Origin of the sequence: Pseudomonas sp. SORT22 (assembly GCF_018417635.1) — a bacterium.
Lineage (GTDB): Bacteria > Pseudomonadota > Gammaproteobacteria > Pseudomonadales > Pseudomonadaceae > Aquipseudomonas.
In genome coordinates, this window is sequence record NZ_CP071007.1 from 1,609,847 (window position 1) to 1,631,666 (window position 21,820).

Consider the following 21,820-nt stretch of genomic DNA (forward strand, 5'->3'; position numbering starts at 1 on the left):
GCCCGGGGCTACAGCTCCCGGGCTCAGTCATGACTCAACTATGGAGGCACTGTGAAGGCATTGCAAGGCGTTGACGGACATGTGGAGTGGGTTGCGACGACAAGTCCAACTTGCGATATCGGTCAAGTACGAATTCGCGTGGCCGCCGCCGGCCTCAATCGCGCCGACCTGCTCCAGCGTGCCGGGCTCTACCCGCCACCACCGGGGGCCAGCGAATTTCTCGGCCTGGAGTGCTCGGGGGTGATCAGCGAAGTGGGCGCCGGTTCTTCCTGGCAGGTCGGCGATCGGGTCTGTGCCTTGCTCGCCGGTGGCGGCATGGCCGAGGAAGTGGTGGTCGATGGCCGCCACGTACTGCCGGTGCCCGAGGGCTTGAGCCTGCAGGAAGCGGCGGCAATCCCCGAGGTGTATGCCACGGCCTGGCTTAATGTGTTCCAGCTGGCCGCGCTCAAGCCCGGTGAGAAAGTCTTGCTGCATGCCGGGGCCAGCGGTGTCGGCTCGGCGGCGATCCAGCTGTGCAAGGCCTTTGGCAGCCCGTGCTGGGTCAGCGTCGGCTCGGCCGAGCGGCTGGCCTACTGCGAAGGCCTGGGGGCCAGCGGCGGCGTGGTTCGCGGTGAAGACCTCGAGGCACTGAATGACTTTGCCCCGTTCAACGTGATTCTCGACCCGGTTGGCGCCAACTATGCCGAGCTCAACCTCAAGCTGCTGGCCCGTGACGGGCGCTGGGTGATCATCGGCTTGATGGGCGGGCGCAAGGCCGAGCTGGACCTGGCGCAACTGCTGGGCAAGCGCATACAGGTCCTGGGTTCGACCTTGCGCACCCGCGATGACCAGTTCAAGGCAGACCTGCTCAGCGACCTCGGCCAGCAAGTGTGGCCGCTGTTCAGCGAAGGCCGGCTCAAGCCGCAACTGGCCAGGGCCTTCCCGATCAAGGATGCCGAGGCGGCGTTTGCCGAGCTTGCCGGCAATCAGGTGTCGGGCAAGCTGGTGCTGGTGATCGACGAGAGTCTGGTGTAAACCGCCAATCGCGGGGCAAGTCGAGTCGTCGCACCGCCGCTCCCACAGGAGCGGCTTGCCCCGCGATGGCTTCAATCATTTCCAGCTATGAATCGGCCAGCCTTGAGTCTCGGCCTGCTCGCGCAACACCGGATCCGGATTGACCACATGCGGGAAATCCACCTTCAGCAGCAACGGCAGGTCGTTGCGTGAATCCGAGTAGAAACTCGCGCCTTCAAGGTTCTCTTCTTCCTGGTCGAGCCATTCCAGCAAACGGGTGATCTTGCCTTCGCGGTAGGTCAGCACGCCCTTGGTCTTGCCGTTGTAAACACCGCGCTCAACCTCCAGCTCAATGCCGAGAATCTCATCGATGCCCAGACGTTCGGCAATCGGCTTGACCAGGTGGGTGCCGGAAGCCGAAATCACCAGGATCCGGTCGCCGGCCTTGCGGTGGGCGGCGATGGTCTTGGTGGCGTCGCTGAAGATGATCGGTTCGATGAAATCTTCCACCCAGGGCGCTACAAGGTGCTCGACTTCTTCCGGGGTGCGGCCGATCAAAGGTTCCAGGCTGAAGGCCATGTAGTCTTCCATGCGCAGCTTGCCATGGCTGTAGGCGTCCATCAGTTCGTTGTTGGTGCGCATGAAAGACGCTGGATCGACCCAGCCCAGACGGCCCATCTGCTCGCTCCAGAGCGTGGCGCAGTCACCGTGGATCAGGGTTTCATCCAGATCGAAAATCGCGAGTGCCATATTCAGAAAAACTCCTGTGCAACCCTCAGGCGACTTCGCAGAGGGCGGTGGGATCGATCGACAAGGATACCCGCTGGCCGTCCGGGTGCAGGTCGGCGGACGAGCGGTTGAGCACATCGACCAGCAATTCTACCCCGCGCGCTTCAACCCGGTAGCGGATCACGTTGCCCAGCAGGCTGTGGCTGCGTACCAGCCCCTCCCGCTCGCCGTCCAGGCTCAGGGCGATGGCTTCCGGGCGAATTGCCAGGCGGCTGTTCACCGGGCGCTGCAGCAGGCGGCTGGCGCTGTCGGCGTCGAGCAGGTTGTAGTTGCCGATAAAGCCTGCGGCGAACACGTCCACCGGCGCGGTATAGAGGGTTTCGGCATCGCCGCTCTGGACGATGCGGCCCTGGTTCATGAGGAAGATGCGATCGGACATGGTCAGCGCTTCTTCCTGGTCGTGGGTGACGAAGATGGTGGTCAGGCCCAGCTCGCGCTGGATCGCGCGGATCTGCTCGCGCAGGTGCTTGCGAATCCGCGCATCCAGCGCCGACAGCGGCTCGTCGAGCAGCAGCAGGCGCGGGCGGGTGACCAGCGAGCGGGCCAGGGCCACGCGCTGGCACTGGCCGCCGGACAACTGGTGCGGGTAGCGCCGGGCGAAGTCCTGCAGCTCGACCAGTTGCAGTACCTCGCGGACCCGCGCCTGGCTGTCGTCGCTGTTGACCTTCTGCATGCGCAGGCCGAAGGCGACGTTCTGTTCGACGGTCATGTTGGGGAACAGCGCATAGCTCTGGAACACCATGCCGATCCCGCGTTTTTGCGGGCTGAGCGGCACCAGGTCGGTGCCATCGAGCAAGATGCGCCCGCTGTCCACCGCGGTCAGCCCGGCGATACAGCGCAGCAGGGTGGACTTGCCGCAGCCGGACGGGCCGAGCAGGGTAACGAATTCGCCGCGTTCGATCTGGCAGTTGATGTCGTTGAACACCGGGCTGCCGGCATAGCTTTTTTGCAGGTTCTGTACGCTGACAAAGCTCATATCAGGACTTGTCCTTGTTCAGGCGGTTGGCTGCCCAGGTCAGCGCCAGCACGAAGAGGAAATAGGAAACCACCAGGGCACTGTTGAAGTGGCCACTGCTGTTACGCATGTTGTTGAGGTACACCTGCAGGGTCTCGTAGCGGGTGCCGACCAGCAGGTTGGCGAACACGAACTCGCCGAACAGGAACGAGAACGACAGCAGCAAGGCCACCATCAGGCCCTTGCGCAGGTTTGGCAGCACCACCAGGAACGCCGCCTGGAAGGTGCTGGCGCCCAGCAACTGGGCGGCGTCCATCAAGTCGCGCAGGTTGATCGCCTGCAGGTTGTTGGTGATCGCCCGGTACATGAACGGCAAGGCTACGGTGAAGTAGCAACCGATAAGGATCCACGGCGTGCCGACCATGGCCATCGGCCCCGAGCCGTAGAGCTGCAGCAGGCCCACCGACGACACCACCGGCGGCACCGCGAAGGGCAGCAGGATGAGGATGTTCATCAGCGCATCGAGGCGCGGGAAGTGGTAATGCACCACGAACAGCAGCGGCAATATCAACAGCACCGACAACAGCAGGGCGCCGACACACACCAGCAGCGACTGGCCGAAGGCGGCGAGAAAGCGCGGGTCGCTCCATAGCGCCAGGTACCACTTGAAGGTCAGGCCGCTGGGCAGCAGGCTCGCCGACCAGCTGGTGGCCAGCGAGTAGAGCAGGGTGCCGGCCAGCGGCAGCAAGAGGATGATGAACAGCAAGTAGACCACCAGGCGGTGGTACAGCGACGAGGTGCCCGGTTCAGCGCGCGACATGGTAGCTCCGCTTCAATAGCCATTGATGGACGAAGGTCACCAGGGTCATCAGCCCGACCAGGATGACCGCCAGGGCGCTGGCCAGGTTCGGGTCCAGCGAGATGTCGCCGGCCACCAGCGCGGCGATGCGGATCGGCAGCACGTTGAAGTTGCCGGTGGTCAGCGCATAGACCGTGGCATAGGCGCCCAGGGCGTTGGCCAGGAGGATCACGAAGGTGCCCAGCAGCGCCGGGGTCAGCACCGGCAGGCCGATGTGCCGCCAGTATTGCCAGGCGCCAGCGCCGAGCAGCTCGGCGGACTCGCGCCAGTCTTCGCGCAGGGCGTCGAAGGCCGGGTAGAGCAGCAGCACGCCGAGGGGGATCTGGAAATAGGTGTAGAGGATGATCAGCCCGGTCTTGGAGTAGAGGTTGAAGTCTTCGATGATCCCGGCCTGCTTCAGCAGCATGGTCAGCGCGCCGTTGAAGCCGAGCAGGATGATGAAGGCGAAGGCCAGCGGCACCCCGGAGAAGTTGCTGGTCATGTTGGCGAAGGCGTTGACGAAATCGCGCAGGCGCGAGTCGACCCGGCGCAACGAGTAGCTGCCGAGGATGGCGATGAGGATGCCGAACAGGCTCGACCAGAAGCTGATCTCCAGGCTGTGCTGGATCGCCTGGCGGTAGAACCTGGAACTGAATATCTTGCTGAAATTGTCCAGGCCCCAGCTTGATTCCACCTGCACGCTGTGGAGCATGACCCAGGCCAGCGGGGCGATCTGGAAGATGATGAAAAACACCGCGAAAGGCACCAGGCAGAGCAGGGCCAGCCATTTGCCGCGCTTGATCGAATTCACTTGAGCAGCTCCCGGCATACCGGTTTGTCGTGGGGCACGCCGAGCAACTCGCAAATGGTGCCACACAGTTCGGTCTGCAGCGGCTTGGCCGCCGGGTCGAGGCTGAACGCCTGGCCAAAGACGAACAGCGGCACTTCGCGCTCTTCGGCCAGCAGGCCGTTGTGCGAGCGGTCGTTGTTCATGCCGTGGTCGGCGGTCACCAATACCTGATAGCCCTCTTCGAGCCAGGTGCGCAGGTAATCGGCCAGAAGAATATCGGCGCTGCGCGCGCTGTTGCGGTACTGGCTGCTGTCCAGGCCGTGGCGGTGGCCGGCGTCGTCGATGTTCATCGGGTGCACCAGGAGAAAATTCGGTGCATGACGGCGGCGCAGGTACTCGGCGTCGGCGAACAGGTGCGAATCGGGGTAGTGGTCGGCGTAATAGAACAGCCCGTGCTGGATCGGCAGCTTGGGGGCGTGGGTGTGGCGGTCGCGCAGCGGGTCGAAGGGCGAGCGGTTGTACAGCTCGCTCATCCAGTGATAGGCCGCCGCGGCCGTGCCCAGGCCGGCCTCGCGGGCGTAGTGGAACACGCTGCGCTGGTTGGAGAGGCGGTTGACGTTGTTGTGGACGATGCCGCTGTCGATCGGCGCGACCCCGGTGAGGATGCATTCGTACAGCGGCCGTGACAACGACGGCAGCTCGCATTCGACCCGGTAAAGCGCTGCACGGTCGGCTTCGACATAGGCATGCAGATGGCCCATGGCGTGGTGCGCGACCTGATGGTTGAGGCCATCGAGCAAGACCAGGATGACGTTGTGGTTCATGGTATCTCCGGGTTATGTGGTGGCCGCATCGCGGGTCAAGTCGAGTCGTCGCACCGCCGCTCCCACGGGGATCTCCGTGGGAGCGGCGGTGCGGCGATCCGACTTGACCCGCGATGGGTTCACTCCATCTCGATGATCACTTGCTCCTGCCACTTCTGCGGCAGGGCCTTGGAGGTCGCTTCCCAGGCTTCGGCATTCTTGATCGGCTGCGCGGCGCTGTACTGCTCGTTGGGCAGCAGTTTGGCCTGTACCTCAGCCGGCAGTTTCAGGTGCTCGGCACGGATCGGCCGGGCATGCCCCTTGGCCAGGTTGATCTGCCCGGCATCGCTGAAGATGTACTCGCGGGTCAGCTTGGCGGCGTTGGGGTTTTTTGCGTACTTGTTGATGATGGTGGTGTAACCGGACATCACCGAACCGTCAGACGGGATCAGCACCTCGAAGCGTTTCGGGTCGATCTGCTGGCGGTAGCTCAGGCCGTTGAAGTCCCAGACCACGCCGACTTCGATCTCGCCCTTCTCCAGGGTCTGGATGGTCGGGTTGGCCAGCGACAGGCGTTTTTGCTGGGCCAGCTTGGTGAACAGCTGCAGGCCTGGTTCGATGTTGCTCTCGTCGCCTTTATAGGCGATGGCAGCGGCCAGAACACCGTTGGCAGCCTGGGCGGCGGTGCCGACGTCACCGATGGCGACCTTGTACTTGCCCTTTTCCAGGTCATGCCAGGTTTTCGGGATGTCTGCCTCCTTCACCAGTTGCTTGTTGATGATGAAGGCAATGGTGCCGGTATAGGCCAGGGCCCAGTGGCCGTCTTTGTCCTTGGCCCAGTCCGGGACCTGCTCCCAGGTGCTTGGCTTGTACGGCTGGGTCACGCCCTTGGCCACCGCGATCGGGCCGAAGGCGGCGCCGACGTCACCGATGTCGGCGCTGGCGTTGTCTTTTTCGGCGTCGAACTTGGCCACTTCCTGGGCCGAGCTCATGTCGGTGTCCATGTGCTTGAGGCCGTATTTTGTCGCCAGGTCGTCCCAGGTGCCTTTCCAGTTGGCCCAGGCATCGGGCATGCCCACGCTGTTGACTACGCCTTCCTTGCGGGCGGCGTCCTCGAGGGCCTTGAGGTCAGTGTCGGCGGCCATGGCCGCTGTGCACAACGCGATACTCGAGCCTAACAGTGACGCCAGAAAAAGCTTTTTCATCCGAAGCTCCTTGATGGGTGCCGTACAACACGCAAAAGGTGTTGTTGGACGTTGTTGCGGTTCGGTTGGTCTAGGTCAGCAATACCTGAGCCAAGGTAGGCCTGTTGCATGACAATTTGATGTCCAGGCATTGCCCCGGCCGGGCTTTTGCCCCTGGAAATCAAGCGTAGACCACCCTCACTGTCATCTGGCATTCATCTGCAGTGCCTAGGCTTGCACTATTCTCATAGCCCTACGGCGCCAGATTGGGGCGCTACGGGGGCTGGACTAGTCCAGATAGGTAACCTTTGATGCAGCCACTGCCACCGCGAGCAGTAACAGCCATCTGTCATGCCCTGCAGGAGCAGATTGAGCATGGCCTCCTGTCGCCCGGCTGCAAGCTGCCGGCCGAGCGCAAGCTCAGCGAGGTGTTCGACACCACGCGCATCACCTTGCGTGAGGCGCTGGTGCAACTGGAGGCGCGGGGTTTGATTTACCGCGAGGAACGCCGCGGCTGGTTCGTCGCGCCCGAGCGCCTGACCTACGACCTGATCGAGCGCAGCCACTTTCATGCCATGGTCCGCGAGCAGGGCCGCGAGGCGCGTACCGAGTTGTTGTCGGCGCGCCTGCAGCCAGCAGCGGCAGCGGTGTGTGCGCGGCTGCAACTGGCGCCGCTGTCGAGCGTGATCCAGATCTGCCGGTTACGCCGGATCGATGGCCGGGCGGTGCTGTATGCCGAGCACTACCTGAACCCCGAATACTTCCCGGGCATTCTTGAGCACGACCTGAGCCGCTCGCTGACCGAGTTGTATGCCGGCCACTACGGCATCGAGTACGGACGGGTGCGCTTCGAGATCCTGCCGACCGCCTTGCCGGTAGCGGCAGCGCTGGCGCTTAAAGTGTCGGCCGGTAGCCCCGGCCTGCACATTACCCGGGTCAACAGCGACCAGCACGGGCGGCTGATCGACTGTGACCTTGAGTACTGGCGCCATGACGCAATCCGCATCAAGGCTCAAGCCGGTTAGGACTTGGGCGGGCTTTCGCTGAACGGTGTGCTGGCGTCGGCGGTGATCACCTGTACGCTCAGGCGCGGGGTAGCCAGGTCCAGGCCGGATTCGTCGAGCTGGCGTTTGAGCGCCAGGTTGAAGGCCCGCGACACTTCCCACTGCTTGATCGGCGCGGTCTTGAAGCGCGCACGCAGGATCGCCGAGCCCGACTCGAAGCTCTCCACCCCTTGCAGCTCCAGCGGCGACCAGATGTTGCGGCGCATCAGCGGGTCGTTGCGCATCTTCTGCCCGACATCGCGGATCAGGGTGATTGCCTGGTCGATGTTCATGCTGTGCGGGATGGCCACGCGAAAGATCGCGTAGCCGAACTCGCGGGAGTAGTTCTTGATGCTCTTGATCTCGCTGAACGGGATGGTGTGGACGATGCCGTCGATATCGCGCAGGCGCACGGTACGGATGGTCAGGCCCTCGACCGTGCCCAGGTGGCCGCCGACATCGACGTAATCATCGATGGCCAGGGAGTCTTCGATGATGATGAACAGCCCGGTGATCAGGTCGGCGACCAGCGATTGCGCGCCAAAACCGATGGCCAGGCCGATGACACCGGCACCGGCCAGCAGCGGGGTGACGTTCATGCCCATGTTGGCCAGGGCGACGATCACCGCAATGATGAAGATCGTCACGAACAGCACGTTGCGGATCAGCGGCATCATGGTTTGCGCACGAGCGTTGGCCAGGCCTTTGCGCGAGCGGGTGAGGGCGTGGTGCACGGCGGTGTCGGCGAGAATCCACACCAGCCAGGCGGCGATCAGGGTGCCGGCCAGGCCGAACAGGCGCACCGCCACCTCATGGCCTTCGCCCTCGGTGAAGGTGATCAGCGAAAAGCCCCAGACGCGCAAGCCAAGTTCGATGAACACCAGCCAGATGCCCAGGTGCACCAGGGTGTAGCCAAAGCTGCGCAAGCGCTCCGAGTACACCGCCTGGCGGCGGTTGGCCCGTTGCGGCTTGAGCCCGTGGCGACGGACCAGGCCGTTGATGACCATGCACAAGATCAGCAGCACCGTGCACATCAGTGACTGGCGCAGGGCAGTGCTGGTGTCGCCGGCGGAAATGAACGTGGCAAACAGCGAAATCGCCACCAGCACCAGCGCCGGCAGGTACCAGAAAGTGCCAAGGATTTCGATGGTGTCGCTCAAGGCCCGGCGGGTCAGCCGTCGTGACAGCGGCTGGTTGCGGATCAGGTGGGCGATGGGCCGGCGAAAGCGCAGGATGAACAACCCGGTCGACAGCCCGGCGAGGATGTTGGCCAGGGTCGCCAGGGTGTGCGAGAGGTGATCGCCCAGGGCGCTGGCCATGCGCGGGTCGTTCATGGCCTCGCCGAAGGCGGCGAAGCTGCCAATCAGCCACAGCGGGCGGAACGCCTGGTGGCGCAGGATGTGCAGGGCGCGGTGGCGGTGCGGGCCGTCAAGCAGGGAGAAGGCGATGACGCAGATTGCCGAGAAGCAGGTACCGACCACCAGCGCGTAGGCCAGGACCATGGCCATCGACTTGCCCAGTGACGAGGGCAGGGCAAAGCTCAGGTACACGGTGATCACCAGCGCCACCAGCCAGGGCCCGAGCTTGCGCAAGGCGAAGCGCACCAGGTCCCAGGTGCGCGGGTGTTGCGGCAGTTCTTCGGTCAGGCCAAAGCGCAGCCGGACCTGGTGGCCGACCCAGTTCAGGGCGTAGGCCAGCAGGCTCCACAGGGCGATGATCGCGGCAAAGCCGAAGAGGATCGGTGGCCATTCGTGCCAGGGCACCAGGCGGGCGTCGAGCTCGATCTGCGCCAGCTCCAGCTCGCGGGTCCAGCGGTTGAACGGGCTGGCCTCACCGCTGAACTGTTTTTCCAGCTCGCCGAAGGTCGTGCCGATCAGGCCCAGTACGCCTTGTTCGGCGCTGGGTTGCGCCTGTTTGGTGCTGTCGCGCAGCTTTTTCAGGTCGGCCAGCAGCTTGGCCCGCTGCTGGTCGTTTTCCAGGCTCTTGATGACTTCGTCCAGTGACTGGCCCAGGGGTTCGCTAGCTTCGGGCTGGGCCTTGCTGCCGCCACCGAGCAGGCCCGGCAGGCCGGCGGCGTGCGCGGGCGCAACGAAGAGCAAGGGCAGGAGCAGGAGAAAAACGCGGAAAAAGACAGGCACCGGACAATCAACCTCAAAACGATCAATCGCCCGAGTGTAGTGTATTTGTCAGTTGAGTTTCTCGAGGATCTTCCAGCACATGATGCCGATCATGCCCAGGGTGCCGACCCACATCATCAACACGCCGATATTGCGATCGCGCAGGTTGAAGCCTACGGTCAGCAGGATCAGGCCGGCGATGACCGGAAGGAACAGAGAGGCAAAGGCTGACATGCGGCAAGGTCCTTACTTGAGAGTTATGGCTCAAGCATAGCGGGATTCGCCGGCGAGGGGTTGATCGGGGTCAGGCTGGCGGGCCTCATCGCGGGTCGACTTGACCCGCGATGCTTTCATCAAGGCAAATCGCGACTGCGATAGAACGCCGTCAGCACTTTCACCAGGTGCGCCAGGTCCTGGCTGCCGCACAGCTCGCGGATCGAGTGCATGGCGAAGGTCGGCAGGCCGATGTCGACGGTGCGCACGCCCAGGTGGCTGGCGGTGATCGGGCCGATGGTCGAGCCGCAACCCATGTCGCTGCGCACCACGAAGCTTTGCACCGGTACTTCCTCGGCCATGCACAGGTGGCGGAAGAAGCCGGCGGTTTCGCTGTTGGTGGCGTAGCGCTGGTTGTTGTTGACCTTGATCACCGGGCCGGCATTGAGCTTGGGCCCGTGATTGCCGTCGTGCTTCTCGGCATAGTTGGGGTGCACGCCGTGGGCGTTGTCGGCCGAGACCAGCAGCGAGCGCTGGATCGCGCGGACGAAGTCGTCGCCGTCGGGCAGCAGGCGGCGCAGGGTCTGTTCGAGCATCGGCCCGTCGGCGCCACAGGCCGAGCAGGAACCCACCTCTTCGTGGTCGTTGCACACCAGCACGCAGGTTTCATCGCTGTCGGCGTTGAGCAGCGCCTGCAGGCCGGCATAGCACGACAGCAGGTTGTCCAGGCGTGCGCCGGCGATGAACTCGCCATGCAGGCCAATCAGGGCGGCGCTCTGGGTGTCGTAGAAGCTCAGTTCGTAGTCCAGCACCACATCGGCGTTCAGGCCGTGCTCGCGGGCCAGCTGGTCGGTAAGCAGGGCACGAAAATCGACGCGCTCGTCACCAGCCACCTGGGCCAGGATCGGCGGCAGCTCGGTCTGCGGGTTGATCGCCCAGCCTTCGTTGGCGGTGCGATTGAGGTGGATCGCCAGGTTCGGGATCACTGCGATCGGCAGCTTGAAATCGACCAGCTGGCTTTCGACCTTGCCGTCACGGCGGAAGGTTACCCGCCCGGCCAGCGACAGGTCACGGTCGAACCACGGCGCCAGCAGGGCGCCACCGTAGACTTCCACGCCCAGCTGCCAGAAGCCCTGGCGCTGCAGTTCGGGCTGCGGCTTGACCCGCAGGCACGGGCTGTCGGTGTGGGCACCGACCAGGCGGATGCCGTCGAGCAGCGGCGAGTGACGGCCGAGCTTGAAGGCGATGATCGAGGAATCGTTGCGGGTCAGGTAGTAGCGACCGCCGGCCACGGTGGCCCAGCTGTCGCGCTCGTCCAGGCGCTGGTAACCGGCGGCATCGAGGCGCTGGGCCAGGGCGGCGGTGGCATGGAACGGCGTAGGGGAGGCCTTGAGGAAGTCGATCAGGCCTTGATTCAGTGCATCGCGCATAGGTCACTCCAGACAGCAGTGGCGGCATTTTAGCGGGTGAGCTGCAAGCTGCAAGCTGCAAGAGGCGGCGCAACTCAATGCAGGGTGACTGCTTGAAGCTTGAAGCTTGAAGCTTGAAGCTTGAAGCTTGCCGCTGGCGCCGTCAAAACGGCGCCGGACACTCGAAGCGCAACCGCTCCCCGGACACCGGGTGGGTAAAGCTCAGCATGCTTGCATGCAGGCACAGCCGCTCATGGGCCGCCAGCGCCTCGGGGCAGGCATACAGGCGATCACCCAGCAACGGATGACCGATCGACAGCATGTGCACGCGCAACTGGTGCGAGCGCCCGGTGATCGGCGTCAGCTCGACCCGGCAATGATCGCCACAGCGCTCGACGATGCGCCAGAAGGTCAGGGCATGCTTGCCCTGCTCATGGTCGACCACGTGCCGTGGCTTGGTCGGCGGGTCGTAGCGCAGCGGCAGGTCGATGCTGCCGCTGTCGAGCTGCGGCTGGCCCCAGCACAGTGCGGTGTAGGCCTTCTCGGTTTCGCGGTCGTGGAACTGCCGGGACAGTTCGCGATGACTGTCGGCGTCGCGGGCCAGGAGGATGATCCCCGAGGTTTCCCAGTCCAGGCGGTGGACGATCAGGGCATCAGGGTAGCCGTTTTCCTGCAGGCGGGTGATCAGGCAATCCTTGTTGTCTTCGGCCCGGCCCGGTACGGACAGCAGCAGGGTCGGCTTGTTGATCACCAGGATGGCGTCATCTTCATGCAGGATGTGTACGTTGGACAGCGGCATTGCGTGTTCCAAAATAGCTGTGGGAGCGGGCTTGACCCGCGACGCGATATGACTGGCAGATCGCAATCGCGGGTCAAGCCCGCTCCCACAGGGTGCCCGAAAACGCTATCAGCGATCGGGCAGGGTGATGTTGAGTTCGAGGATCGAGCAGCTGCCCTGGTTCTCCAGAGCGACCTGCACATCATCGGAGCCGATGTTGACGTACTTGCGGATCACTTCCACCAGTTCCTTCTGCAGGGCTGGCAGGTAGTCCGGAGTACTGCGCTGACCGCGCTCGTGCGCCACGATGATCTGTAGACGCTCTTTCGCGACCGAGGCGGTGCTTACTTTTTTGCTGGCACGAAAGAAGTCAAAAAGGTTCATTGGTTAGTTGCCTCCAAACAGGCGCTCGAAGAATCCCTTCTTCTTCACATCAAGGAACCGATGTTCCACGTTTTTGCCCAGCAGGCGGTCAACGGTATCGCTATAGGCCTGGCCAGCATCGCTCTGGTCGTCAAGGATGACCGGTACGCCCTGGTTGGATGCCTTGAGCACCGCCTGGGATTCAGGGATCACGCCCAGCAGGGCCACCGAGAGGATTTCCTTGACGTCTTCGACGCCGAGCATTTCGCCCTGGCTGACGCGCTCCGGGTGGTAGCGGGTGATCAGCAGGTGTTCCTTGATCGGGTCTTCGTTGCGTTCGGCGCGGCGCGATTTGCTCGCCAGCAGGCCCAGCATACGGTCCGAGTCACGTACCGAGGAGACTTCCGGGTTGGTCACGACGATCGCTTCGTCAGCGAAGTACATGGCCAGGTGGGCGCCTTTCTCGATACCGGCCGGCGAGTCGCAGACCACGTATTCGAAGTCCTCTTTGAGCTGCATCAGGACTTTTTCCACGCCTTCCTGGGTCAGCGCGTCCTTGTCGCGGGTCTGGCTGGCGGCCAGCACGTAGAGGTTCTCAAGGCGCTTGTCCTTGATCAGCGCTTGCTGCAGGTTGGCTTCGCCGTTGACGACGTTGACGAAGTCGTACACCACGCGGCGTTCGCAGCCCATGATCAGGTCGAGGTTACGCAGGCCGACGTCGAAGTCGACGATGACAGTCTTGTGGCCGCGCAGTGCGAGGCCGGTACCAATAGCGGCGCTGGTGGTGGTCTTACCCACACCACCCTTGCCGGATGTAACCACGAGAATCTTGGCCAAGGTGTTTCACCCCTAAAGAAAAGGACGTCGAGTCCCAAAAAATACAAAAAACGGCAACATCGAAAAAAAGTTGCGCAGAAAATGGCGGCAAGTATCCGTTAAAGACGGGTGATGTTCAACACGTCACCGGACAGGCTGACCTGTACCCCGGCCCCCCACAGCGGATCGCGGCGCAGGTCTTCGGAGACCTTGTATTGCCCGGCGATCGAGACCATCTCGGCGGTCAGCTGCTGGCAGAAGATCCGCGCCCGGGTATTGCCCTTGATCCCGGCCAGTGCCCGCCCACGCATTGCACCGTACACATGGATGTTGCCATCGGCGAGAAGTTCCGCGCCCGGGCTGACCGACGACACTACTACCAGATCGCCACCCTGAGCGTAGATCTGCTGGCCGCCGCGTACCGGGGTGGTGATGATCTTGGTCGGGCGGATGGCCGGCTCCGGCGGCGCCACGGGGGCGGGCGCAGGCTCGGGCTTCTTCACTTCCGGCTCCGGCTCCAGCGGCCGCTCACGGGCACCGGAGGGCGGCAGCACCGGCAGGTCGATGGCGATCGCCGCGGCAATGTCTTCGATACGGCTGGCGCGGATGGCCAGGGTGCGCAGGCCGTGATGGCGGCAGACGCGCATCAGCCCGGGCAGGTCGACCGCGCCTTCGCCGGCCGGGAGCTTGTCCAGGGCCAGTACCAGCGGGGTATTGCTGAAGAAATTCGGCGCCTGGGCGACCTTGGCCGCCAACTGCCGGTCGAGGCCTTCGAGGTTGTTCCTGGCGAGCTCGAGCACGGTAATGGCGAGCATGCTGCCCTTGAGCTGGAACACGGGGTCTTGGTCTGGCGTTTGGGTTTGGCTCATGGTCTGCATTAGGGCGGCTTGTTACGAAAAAGTGCCCAGACTTATAACGAGAACACCGGTTGGCCGCAACCCGTGCCGAACCGTTGTAGAATGCCCGGCCCTTGTCTTTCCGGAATCTTTAATGGATCGCCCGCGTTTTCGTCGTTACTTTCTGCACCCGCGCTTCTGGCCGCTGTGGCTGGGCCTGGGCCTGCTGTGGCTGATCGTGCAGCTGCCGTACCGGGCCTTGCTGGTGATCGGCCGTGCCCTGGGGGCGCTGATGTACCTGGTGGCCGGCGAACGCCGCTACATCGCGGCGCGCAACCTGGAACTGTGTTTCCCCGAGCTACCGTCCGTCGAACGGCAGCGCCTGCTCAAGGAAAATTTCGCTTCCACCGGCATCGCCTTCTTCGAAATGGCCATGAGCTGGTGGTGGCCAAAGGCCCGGTTGGCGCGCCTGGCGCACATCGAAGGGCTCGAGCACCTGCAGGCCGCCCAGCGTGATGGCCAGGGTGCCATCCTCATGGCCCTGCACTTCACCACCCTGGAGATCGGCGCCGCGCTGCTGGGGCAGGAACACACCATCGACGGCATGTACCGCGAGCACGGCAACCCGGTGTTCGACTTCATCCAGCGCCGTGGCCGCGAGCGGCACAACCTCGATTCGCTGGCGGTAGAGCGCGAGGACGTGCGCGGCATGCTCAAGCTGCTGCGCGCCGGCCGTGCCATCTGGTACGCACCCGACCAGGACTACGGCGCCAAGCAGAGCCTGTTCGTGCCGCTGTTCGGCATCGAAGCGGCGACCGTCACCGCCACCACCAAGTTCGCCCGCCTGGGCAAGGCACGGGTGATCCCCTTCACCCAGCAGCGCCTGGCCGATGGCAGCGGTTACCGGCTGGTGATTCATCCGCCGCTTGCGGATTTCCCTGGTGAGACCGAAGAGGCCGACTGCCTGCGCATCAACCAGTGGATCGAAACGGCGCTGCGCGAATGCCCGGAGCAGTACCTGTGGGCGCATCGGCGCTTCAAGTCGCGTCCGCCGGGGGCGCCGAAGCTCTACGAAAAACGGCGTTGAGGCTATCGCGGGTCAAGTCGAGTCGTCGCACCGCCGCTCCCACAACTATCTGTGGGAGCGGGCTTGACCCGCGATGAATTCACCAAAAATCCAGGAAGGTAAAATGGCTGAACCGATCACCGGCTTGATCCTCTCCGGCGGCGGCGCCCGCGCCGCCTACCAGGTCGGTGTGCTGGCCGGCATCGCCGACCTGCTGCCGCCCGGTGCCGCCAACCCCTTCCCGGTGATCGTCGGCACCTCGGCCGGCGCCATCAATGCCGTGACCCTGGCCAGCGGCGCCACTCATTTTGCTGACGCGATCCGCCGCCTGACCAGTTTCTGGCAGGGCTTTCGCAGCCATCAGGTGCTGCGCAGCGACTGGCCCGGGGTGATCCGCCAGGCCAGCCGCTTCGTCGGTCACAGCCTGCTTGGTCTCGGCGCGCCGGTTCCGGTGGCGCTGCTCGACAGCTCGCCGTTGCGCAGACTGCTCAGCCAGCACCTGGACCTCAACGGCATCGGCCACGCCATCGAGCAGCAGCACCTGCGCGCGGTGGCGGTGACGGCCTTTGGTTACGAGTCCGGCCAGGCGGTGACCTTCTACCAGGGCAAGGGCGCCATCGACCCCTGGCTGCGCCACCGGCGTATCGGCCTGCCGACCCGTCTGAGCGTCGAGCACCTGTTGGCCAGCTCGGCGATCCCCTTGCTGTTCGCTCCGGTCAAGCTCGGTGAGGAATTCTTCGGTGATGGCGCGGTGCGCCAGTCGGCGCCGATCAGCCCGGCCCTGCACCTGGGCGCCAGCCGGGTACTGGTGGTCGGGGTCAGCGGCAACCCGCAGCGGCCCCATGAAGGCGAAATGCGCCAGCGCATCTTCAGCGGCCAGCAGCCGAGCCTGGCACAGATCGGCGGGCACATGCTCAACAGCACCTTCATTGACAGCCTGGAAGACGATATCGAGCTGCTGCAGCGGCTCAACCACCTTAGCCACCTGATGCCCGAGCACCTGGAACGCCGGCGCCTGGGCCTGGCGCCGGTCGAGGTGCTGGTGGTTGCGCCCAGCCAGCCGCTGGACGAGATCGCCGCCCGCCACCGACGTGAGTTGCCGGCGGCGCTGCGGCTGTTTTTGCGCGGCCCGGGGGCGACCAAAACCAGCGGCGCCGGGGTGCTCAGCTACCTGCTGTTCGAAGCCGGCTATTGCAGCGAGCTGATTGAACTCGGGCGCCGCGACGCCCTGGCCAAGCGCCGCGAGCTGTGCGGCTTTCTTGGCCTGCCGGCGCCCAGCTGAGGGCGCTTACTCGGCGATCTGCAGCTTGCGCGCCTCGGTGTAGACGTAGCGCACCTTCTCGTACTCGAACGGCGAGTTGAGCTGGCCATAGCGGAAGCTGGTGGTGTAGCGCTTGTCGACGGCGCGCAGTACCCAGACTTCCGGATGGTTGCTGCTGACTTCGGCGACGTTGAGGAAGTTGATCCAGTTCTCGGCGCCATAGTCCACCGCCAGGCCACCGGTATCGCGCAGGTTCGACGGGCCGATGATCGGCAGCATCAGGTATGGGCCTTCCGGCACGCCGTAGAAGCCCAGGGTCTGGCCGAAATCCTCGCTCTGGTGCGGCAGGCCCATTTTGCTTGCCGGGTCCCACAGGCCGGCGACGCCGATGGTGGTGTTGAGCAGCAGGCGCGCGGTGATTTCCATCGAGCGCTTGCCCTTGAGCTGCAGCAGGCTGTTGAGCAGGTTCGGCACATCGCCGACATTACTGAAGAAGTTGCTCACGCCGCTGCGCACAAAGTGCGGGGTGATGTAGCGGTAGCCGTTGACCACCGGCAGGAACACCCATTGGTCGAAGCGGTAGTTGAAGTGGTAGATGCGCCGGTTCATCGATTCCAGCGGGTCGTAGACGTTCAGCGCCGCCAGGGTCGAGCGTTCGAATTCGCGCTGGTCCAGGCCGGGGTTGAACTTGAGTGCCTTGAGCGGTTCGGTGAAGCCATCGGCATCGACCGGATCGGCTTCGATGACGCTGGCGCGCGGTGCGGTTTCTTCAGCCGCCTGGGCCAGGCCGCAGGCCAGCAGCGCGCTAATGATCAGTAGGCGTTTAACCACGGAAGAACTCCAGCATGGCGTCGCTGTTGACGCGATAATTGAGGTTGCCGCAATGGCCGCCGTGGGGGTACAGGGTCAGGCGATCGCCGAAGGCGCTGCGCAGGAAGCCCAGGTCGCCAGGGCCGAGGATGACGTCGTCGGCGTTGTGCATCACGGCGATTTTCGGGCTCTGTTGCAGGTAGTCTTTGAGCGCGTAGAGGCTGACCTGGTCGACCAGTTGCAACAGGCTGCCGCCGTCGGTGCGGGCACGCCACATGGGGATCACCTGCTCGGTCAGGTAGCAGTCGAAGTCGCATTGCAACGCGCGCTTGAAGAACGGCGTGAGGCTGCTGCCTTCGGTGATCGGGTACTTGGGCGGGATGATCAGGCCGCGGCGGTTGATCAGGTCGGAGGTAAAGGCGATATCGGCCGCCGAGAAGCGGAACGAGGTGCCGATGACCATTGCCATCTGCTCGTTGGACAGGTGCTGGCGTGACTGCTGGAAGTCGTACAGCAGCGCATCGTTGAGGTCGATGTAGCCCTTCTGCTGGAAGTAGCGGGTCAGCTTGTTGAGCACCAGCTCATAGAAGGTGGTGCTGTTGTTGACGCCCTTGACCTCAGTCTGCACCAGCTTGTCGAGGTTGCTGATCGAGGTGTAGAGGTTGACCGGCGGGTTGAGCAGCAGCACGCGCTTGAAGTTGAAGCTGCGCCGGGTTTCATCCAGGTGGCTGACAAACGCCGCATCCAGGGCGCCGAGGCTGTAGCCGCTGAGGTAGTACTCGCTGACCGGCAGGCGCGGGTGCTGAGCGCGCACGCCCTGCATCACCCGGTAAAGGTCTTCGGCGTCTTCCTTGGTCACCCCGGGGGTGGCGTAGCGCGAGGCGGCGGTGATGAAGTCGAAGCTGGTCGGCGATGACAACTGCACCACGTGGTAGCCAGCCTTGTAGTAGAGCTTTTTCAGGTACTCGTTGATGCTGCTGGAGTAGGGCGCGCCGGTGCCGGCAATCAGGAAAATCAGCGGCGCCTCGTGGTCCTGGCGGGCCAGGCGATACTTGAGCTTTTTCACCGGCCAGAAATTGTCGGGCAGGGTGAAGGCCCGTTCCGGGCGCATGTTCAGGCTGTAGTCGGACTGGGTGATGTCGTCGTCGCTAGGCAGCTCCGGGCGTAGCTCCGGCGGCGTCGTGGCGATGGTCGCCTCGAACGGGTTGGTCAACGGATAGCCGTAACTGGCCGCGTCGATGGTTTGTGCCCAAGCGCACGCACTCGAGATAAAGCCACCCAACAGGGCAGCGAGGCGCAGAGAACGAAGCATGACGGATCCCCAAAAATGCAGCAGCAAAGTGCGTTACGCAGGCTAGGACCATGGTGGCCCCGGCAAAGTTGCCTGGCGCTCCGGCATTTATCGTCCCAGATGTTGCCGCCGTCCAATGAGGATTCGCAACAATTGGTTCCATTTATCTACAGGACAAAGTAGCTGAGGCTGGCGCTTTTGCCTTGCATAGACGCCCCGGACGATTATGCTGGGCGCCGATTTTCATGTTTCTGGAGTGTCGCATGTCCCGCCGTTTACCGCTGATCGCATTGCTGGTGTTTCTGCCCTTGTGGCTGGCGGCAAGCTATGGGCTGCGTTATGTGCTGATGGAAGATGCCCACTGGGTGGCGACCTGCGCCGACCAGGCACAACTGTGGGGCTGCCAGGCGCGTTCGCTGATGGGGTTGATGATTCACTTCAGGATCGTGGCCTGGTCGGCCCTGGGCCTGGCACTGCTGGCCATGCTGGTGCCAGGGCGCGCGGGTTGGCGCCTGGCGGTGGCGGCACTGGTGTGCGGGGTGCCGGCATTGGTGCTGTACACCGCGAGCATTGCCGTGTTTGCCGTGGTGCTGGCGGGGTTGCGGCTGGTACGGCGTTAGTTGTCTTATCGCGGGTCAAGTCGAGTCGTCGCACCGCCGCTCCTACAGTGATCTCTGTGGGAGCGGCGGTGCGGCGATCCGACTTGCCCCGCGATGGTTCACTGCTGAACCCGAACCCGCAAGCTACGCCACAACGCCGCCACCATCAGCACGCTCACCCCGGCCCAGACCAGCGCCTGCTGGTTGCTCAGCCCTTCACGGTACAGCTGCGGGGCGATGCCGGCGCCGATGATCAACGCCAGCAAGGCCGCTTCGCCCCGGCGTGCCGCCACCGGCCGCAGCAGGTACACCACTGCCGGCAACAGCAAGGCGGGGCTGGGGAAGCTGCGATAACGCGGGTCGAACACCAGCGCCAGCATGCTCACCGCCGCGGCAAAACCCGCCGCCAGCAACCACCAGCCGCCACGCGCTTGGAGCCAGGCGAAGGCCCGCTGGCGCCAGCCCTGGCGTTGCGACAAGGCCAGCGCAGCATGGGCGAGCACCAGCAGGTTCAGGCCCACCAGCACAATCGCCCAGACCCACTCGCCGACAAAGCGGCTGTTGATGCGCAACTGCTCGCCCCACAGGCCCAGGCTGGCCGCAGCCAGGGCCGCCAGCAGTGGCAACAGCAAAGCGCTGCGAGTGCCGCGTACGCGCCCGGCCAGCAGCAGGGTGGCGGCGAACAGCACGACACCTGCGCCCAGCCACTGCGGCCAGAACGCCAGGTTGCTCACCGGCCCTTCAAGGATGCCCTTGTCCTGGCGGTCGGCGTCATACAGGCCCCAGTAGCCGCCCACGGCGCCTTCGCTGGCACGTTTCCAGGGCTGGTCGAAAGCTTCGATCAGGTTGTACTGCCAGCCGTGCTGTTCGGCCATGGCGACGAAGCCGCGAATGAAGCGTGCCTCGTTGACCCGGCTGGGCAGGGCGGTTTCGCGCTGGCGGCCTTCGCTCGGCCAGCCGGTTTCGCCAATGACGATCTCCTTGGGCGCGAAGCGGTTGCCGAACACCTGGCGGATCTCGCCGACGTGCACCAGGGCATCGTCGATGCTCTTCGGGTCATCTTCCCAGTAGGGCAGCAGGTGGATGGTCAGGAAGTCCACCGCCGGAGCGATCTCGGGGTGTTGCAGCCAGAACTCCCAGACATCGGCGTAGGTCACCGGCACGCTGACCTGGCTTTTCACCTGGTTGATCAGCGCCGCCAGTTGCGGGCCGGTGACTTCCTTGCGCAGCAGGGTTTCGTTGCCGACGATCACCGCCTTGACCACATCCGGGTTGGCATTGGCCGAGGCGATCAGGGCCTTGACCTCTTTTTGCGAATCCACCGGGTTGGCGTTGATCCAGGCGCCGAGCATCACCTTCAGGCCATGCTTGCGGGCAAGGTCGGGGATGGCCTCAAGGCCGGTCATCGAGTAGGTGCGGATGCACTCGAAACGCTCGGCCAGCAAGGCCAGGTCGGCGTCCATGCGCGCCGGGCGCAGCTGGAACGGTTGGTCGAACGGCGACTGGTCCTTGTCGAACGGGGTGTAGGAGGCGCACTGCAGCTTGTGCGACGCGCTGGCCGCATCCGGCAGCACCACCGGCTTGCCCAGGCCGTACCACAGCCCTGCGAGGGCGAACAGGCCCAGCAGGCAGGCGAACAGGTAGGGTAATAGCGGGAAGCGCGCAGTCGAGGACATGGAACAGACCGTCTGGAAACAAAGCCGTCAATAGTACCCGCAAATGGCGCCGGCCAAAGCCTTGGGCTACAAAGATCGTCAGGGTGGGTGTTGCTTGATGTAACGATTTCAATGGCTGGCGATGTGATGTCGTTTCTCGTTGTCCCGAGGTCGCTACCAGAGCAGGTCAGCGACCATGCGCGGTTGATGATGCAGCTTCCGTGACGTGACGAGGGGATGCTTGGATGAAAATGCGACGACTCCTGGGGGTGGGCACCGCCCTGGTACTGGCCATTGGCGCGGGGCAAGCGCTGGCCAAGGAAGTGAGCATCGGCTATGTCGATGGCTGGTCCGACAGTGTGGCGACCACCAACGTCGCCGCCGAAGTCATCAGGCAGAAGCTCGGCTATGACGTCAAACTGCAGGCCGTGGCCACCGGCATCATGTGGCAGGGGGTGGCCACCGGCAAGCTCGACGCCATGCTCTCGGCCTGGTTGCCGGTAACCCATGGCGAATACTGGACCAAGAACAAGGACAACGTGGTCGACTACGGCCCCAACTTCAAGGATGCCAAGATCGGCCTGATCGTCCCCGAATACGTCAAGGCCAGCTCGGTGGCCGACCTCAAGACCGATGACAGCTTCAAACAGAAAATCGTCGGCATCGACGCAGGCTCCGGGGTCATGCTCAAGACCGACCAGGCCATCAAGGACTACGACCTCACCGGCTACAAACTGCAGGCAAGCTCTGGCGCGGCGATGACCGCAGAGCTTGGCCGCGCCTATGCCAAGCAGCAATCGATCGCGGTGACCGGCTGGGTGCCGCACTGGATGTTCGCCAAGTGGAAGCTCAAGTTCCTCGAAGACCCCAAAGGCGTGTATGGCGCCGCCGAAACCGTCAACAGCATCGGCAGCAAGGAACTGGACAGCAAGGCGCCGGAAGTGGCGGCGTTCCTGAAGAAATTCCAGTGGCAGTCCAAGGATGAAATCGGTGAGGTCATGTTGGCCATTCAAGAGGGCGCAAAACCTGAAGCCGCAGCCAAGGACTGGGTGGCCAAGCACCCGGAACGCGTAGCCGAGTGGACCGGCAAATAATGGCTTAAAGCCTCTATCTGGCACCTTCCAGGGCCGCACCCGCGAAACGCCGGTGCGGCCCTTGTCGTTTCAGGCTGTTACCGAATCGGTAAAAGAGTTTTGCATCTAAGACTAAGG

22 protein-coding genes are annotated in these 21,820 nt (G+C 63.9%); 6 read left to right on the forward strand and 16 right to left on the reverse strand.

Translation table 11 applies throughout. The annotated features are described in order from the left end of the window. Positions 1 to 51: 51 nt before the first annotated feature. Positions 52 to 1,014, forward strand: coding sequence for a zinc-binding dehydrogenase (locus JYG36_RS07545; protein ID WP_093380360.1), 963 nt, complete (start codon positions 52 to 54; stop codon positions 1,012 to 1,014). Positions 1,015 to 1,089: 75 nt separating this feature from the next. On the opposite strand, the gene JYG36_RS07550 is transcribed toward JYG36_RS07545, so the two are convergent. The 6 genes from JYG36_RS07550 to JYG36_RS07575 form a co-directional block, all read right to left on the reverse strand. Beyond that, positions 1,090 to 1,743 (reverse strand): HAD family hydrolase, encoded by a 654-nt coding sequence (locus JYG36_RS07550; RefSeq protein ID WP_213603491.1) that lies wholly within the window; start codon positions 1,741 to 1,743, stop codon positions 1,090 to 1,092. 25 nt (positions 1,744 to 1,768) lie between these two features. After that, on the reverse strand, positions 1,769 to 2,758 hold the full coding sequence (locus JYG36_RS07555) for an ABC transporter ATP-binding protein (RefSeq protein WP_093380365.1): 990 nt from the start codon (positions 2,756 to 2,758) through the stop codon (positions 1,769 to 1,771). Position 2,759: 1 nt separating this feature from the next. Then, positions 2,760 to 3,557: an ABC transporter permease gene (locus tag JYG36_RS07560; protein ID WP_093380368.1), complete on the reverse strand. Its 798-nt coding sequence runs from the start codon at positions 3,555 to 3,557 to the stop codon at positions 2,760 to 2,762. Continuing rightward, positions 3,544 to 4,377, reverse strand: a complete 834-nt coding sequence (locus tag JYG36_RS07565; protein ID WP_176794327.1) for an ABC transporter permease — start codon at positions 4,375 to 4,377, stop codon at positions 3,544 to 3,546. The genes JYG36_RS07560 and JYG36_RS07565 overlap by 14 nt, the downstream gene beginning before the upstream one ends. Before the next feature lie 5 nt (positions 4,378 to 4,382). Continuing rightward, complete coding sequence (locus JYG36_RS07570) at positions 4,383 to 5,189, reverse strand: alkaline phosphatase family protein (RefSeq protein WP_093380371.1); 807 nt, start codon at positions 5,187 to 5,189, stop codon at positions 4,383 to 4,385. Positions 5,190 to 5,308: 119 nt separating this feature from the next. Beyond that, positions 5,309 to 6,373: an ABC transporter substrate-binding protein gene (locus tag JYG36_RS07575; protein WP_213603492.1), complete on the reverse strand. Its 1,065-nt coding sequence runs from the start codon at positions 6,371 to 6,373 to the stop codon at positions 5,309 to 5,311. A 290-nt stretch (positions 6,374 to 6,663) separates the two neighbouring features. Between JYG36_RS07575 and phnR the strand changes: the two genes are divergently transcribed. Beyond that, a complete protein-coding gene (phnR, locus tag JYG36_RS07580) occupies positions 6,664 to 7,377 on the forward strand; it encodes a phosphonate utilization transcriptional regulator PhnR (RefSeq protein WP_213603493.1) in 714 nt (237 codons plus the stop codon). Here the strand turns inward: phnR and JYG36_RS07585 are convergent. From JYG36_RS07585 to minC, 7 genes are all read right to left on the reverse strand, one after another. Then, positions 7,374 to 9,533: a mechanosensitive ion channel family protein gene (locus tag JYG36_RS07585; protein ID WP_093380379.1), complete on the reverse strand. Its 2,160-nt coding sequence runs from the start codon at positions 9,531 to 9,533 to the stop codon at positions 7,374 to 7,376. The two genes, phnR and JYG36_RS07585, sit on opposite strands and share 4 nt — an antisense overlap. Positions 9,534 to 9,581: 48 nt before the next feature. Further along, positions 9,582 to 9,746 carry a hypothetical protein gene (locus tag JYG36_RS07590; RefSeq protein ID WP_176794228.1) on the reverse strand — a complete coding sequence of 55 codons (165 nt, stop codon included), beginning with the start codon at positions 9,744 to 9,746 and terminating at the stop codon, positions 9,582 to 9,584. Positions 9,747 to 9,865: 119 nt separating this feature from the next. After that, positions 9,866 to 11,155, reverse strand: coding sequence for a M18 family aminopeptidase (locus JYG36_RS07595; protein ID WP_045195457.1), 1,290 nt, complete (start codon positions 11,153 to 11,155; stop codon positions 9,866 to 9,868). A 142-nt stretch (positions 11,156 to 11,297) separates the two neighbouring features. Beyond that, positions 11,298 to 11,933, reverse strand: coding sequence for an RluA family pseudouridine synthase (locus JYG36_RS07600; RefSeq protein ID WP_093380382.1), 636 nt, complete (start codon positions 11,931 to 11,933; stop codon positions 11,298 to 11,300). A gap of 108 nt (positions 11,934 to 12,041) precedes the next feature. After that, complete coding sequence (minE, locus tag JYG36_RS07605; RefSeq protein WP_010224188.1) at positions 12,042 to 12,296, reverse strand: cell division topological specificity factor MinE; 255 nt, start codon at positions 12,294 to 12,296, stop codon at positions 12,042 to 12,044. A 3-nt stretch (positions 12,297 to 12,299) separates the two neighbouring features. Further along, on the reverse strand, positions 12,300 to 13,112 hold the full coding sequence (gene minD, locus JYG36_RS07610) for a septum site-determining protein MinD (RefSeq protein WP_045195453.1): 813 nt from the start codon (positions 13,110 to 13,112) through the stop codon (positions 12,300 to 12,302). Between the two features lie 98 nt (positions 13,113 to 13,210). Then, positions 13,211 to 13,960 carry a septum site-determining protein MinC gene (minC, locus tag JYG36_RS07615; RefSeq protein WP_093387360.1) on the reverse strand — a complete coding sequence of 250 codons (750 nt, stop codon included), beginning with the start codon at positions 13,958 to 13,960 and terminating at the stop codon, positions 13,211 to 13,213. A 121-nt stretch (positions 13,961 to 14,081) separates the two neighbouring features. Between minC and JYG36_RS07620 the strand changes: the two genes are divergently transcribed. Both JYG36_RS07620 and JYG36_RS07625 read left to right on the forward strand, forming a co-directional pair. Further along, positions 14,082 to 15,014, forward strand: coding sequence for a lipid A biosynthesis lauroyl acyltransferase (locus JYG36_RS07620; protein ID WP_045195451.1), 933 nt, complete (start codon positions 14,082 to 14,084; stop codon positions 15,012 to 15,014). Positions 15,015 to 15,117: 103 nt separating this feature from the next. Next, a complete protein-coding gene (locus JYG36_RS07625; RefSeq protein WP_213603494.1) occupies positions 15,118 to 16,275 on the forward strand; it encodes a patatin-like phospholipase family protein in 1,158 nt (385 codons plus the stop codon). A gap of 6 nt (positions 16,276 to 16,281) precedes the next feature. On the opposite strand, the gene JYG36_RS07630 is transcribed toward JYG36_RS07625, so the two are convergent. Then, on the reverse strand, positions 16,282 to 17,085 hold the full coding sequence (locus tag JYG36_RS07630; RefSeq protein ID WP_045195448.1) for an MlaA family lipoprotein: 804 nt from the start codon (positions 17,083 to 17,085) through the stop codon (positions 16,282 to 16,284). Beyond that, complete coding sequence (gene mlaY, locus JYG36_RS07635; protein WP_045195447.1) at positions 17,078 to 18,376, reverse strand: lipid asymmetry maintenance lipase MlaY; 1,299 nt, start codon at positions 18,374 to 18,376, stop codon at positions 17,078 to 17,080. The genes JYG36_RS07630 and mlaY overlap by 8 nt, the downstream gene beginning before the upstream one ends. A gap of 242 nt (positions 18,377 to 18,618) precedes the next feature. Here mlaY and JYG36_RS07640 point away from each other — a divergent pair, with 242 nt between their 5' ends. Further along, positions 18,619 to 18,975, forward strand: a complete 357-nt coding sequence (locus JYG36_RS07640) for a hypothetical protein (RefSeq protein ID WP_213603495.1) — start codon at positions 18,619 to 18,621, stop codon at positions 18,973 to 18,975. A gap of 98 nt (positions 18,976 to 19,073) precedes the next feature. Here the strand turns inward: JYG36_RS07640 and JYG36_RS07645 are convergent, their stop codons facing one another. Continuing rightward, positions 19,074 to 20,630, reverse strand: a complete 1,557-nt coding sequence (locus JYG36_RS07645; RefSeq protein WP_213603496.1) for a glycoside hydrolase family 17 protein — start codon at positions 20,628 to 20,630, stop codon at positions 19,074 to 19,076. 224 nt (positions 20,631 to 20,854) lie between these two features. On the opposite strand from JYG36_RS07645, the gene JYG36_RS07650 reads away from it, so the two are divergent. After that, complete coding sequence (locus JYG36_RS07650; protein WP_045195441.1) at positions 20,855 to 21,703, forward strand: glycine betaine ABC transporter substrate-binding protein; 849 nt, start codon at positions 20,855 to 20,857, stop codon at positions 21,701 to 21,703. The last annotated feature ends 117 nt before the right edge of the window (positions 21,704 to 21,820 follow it).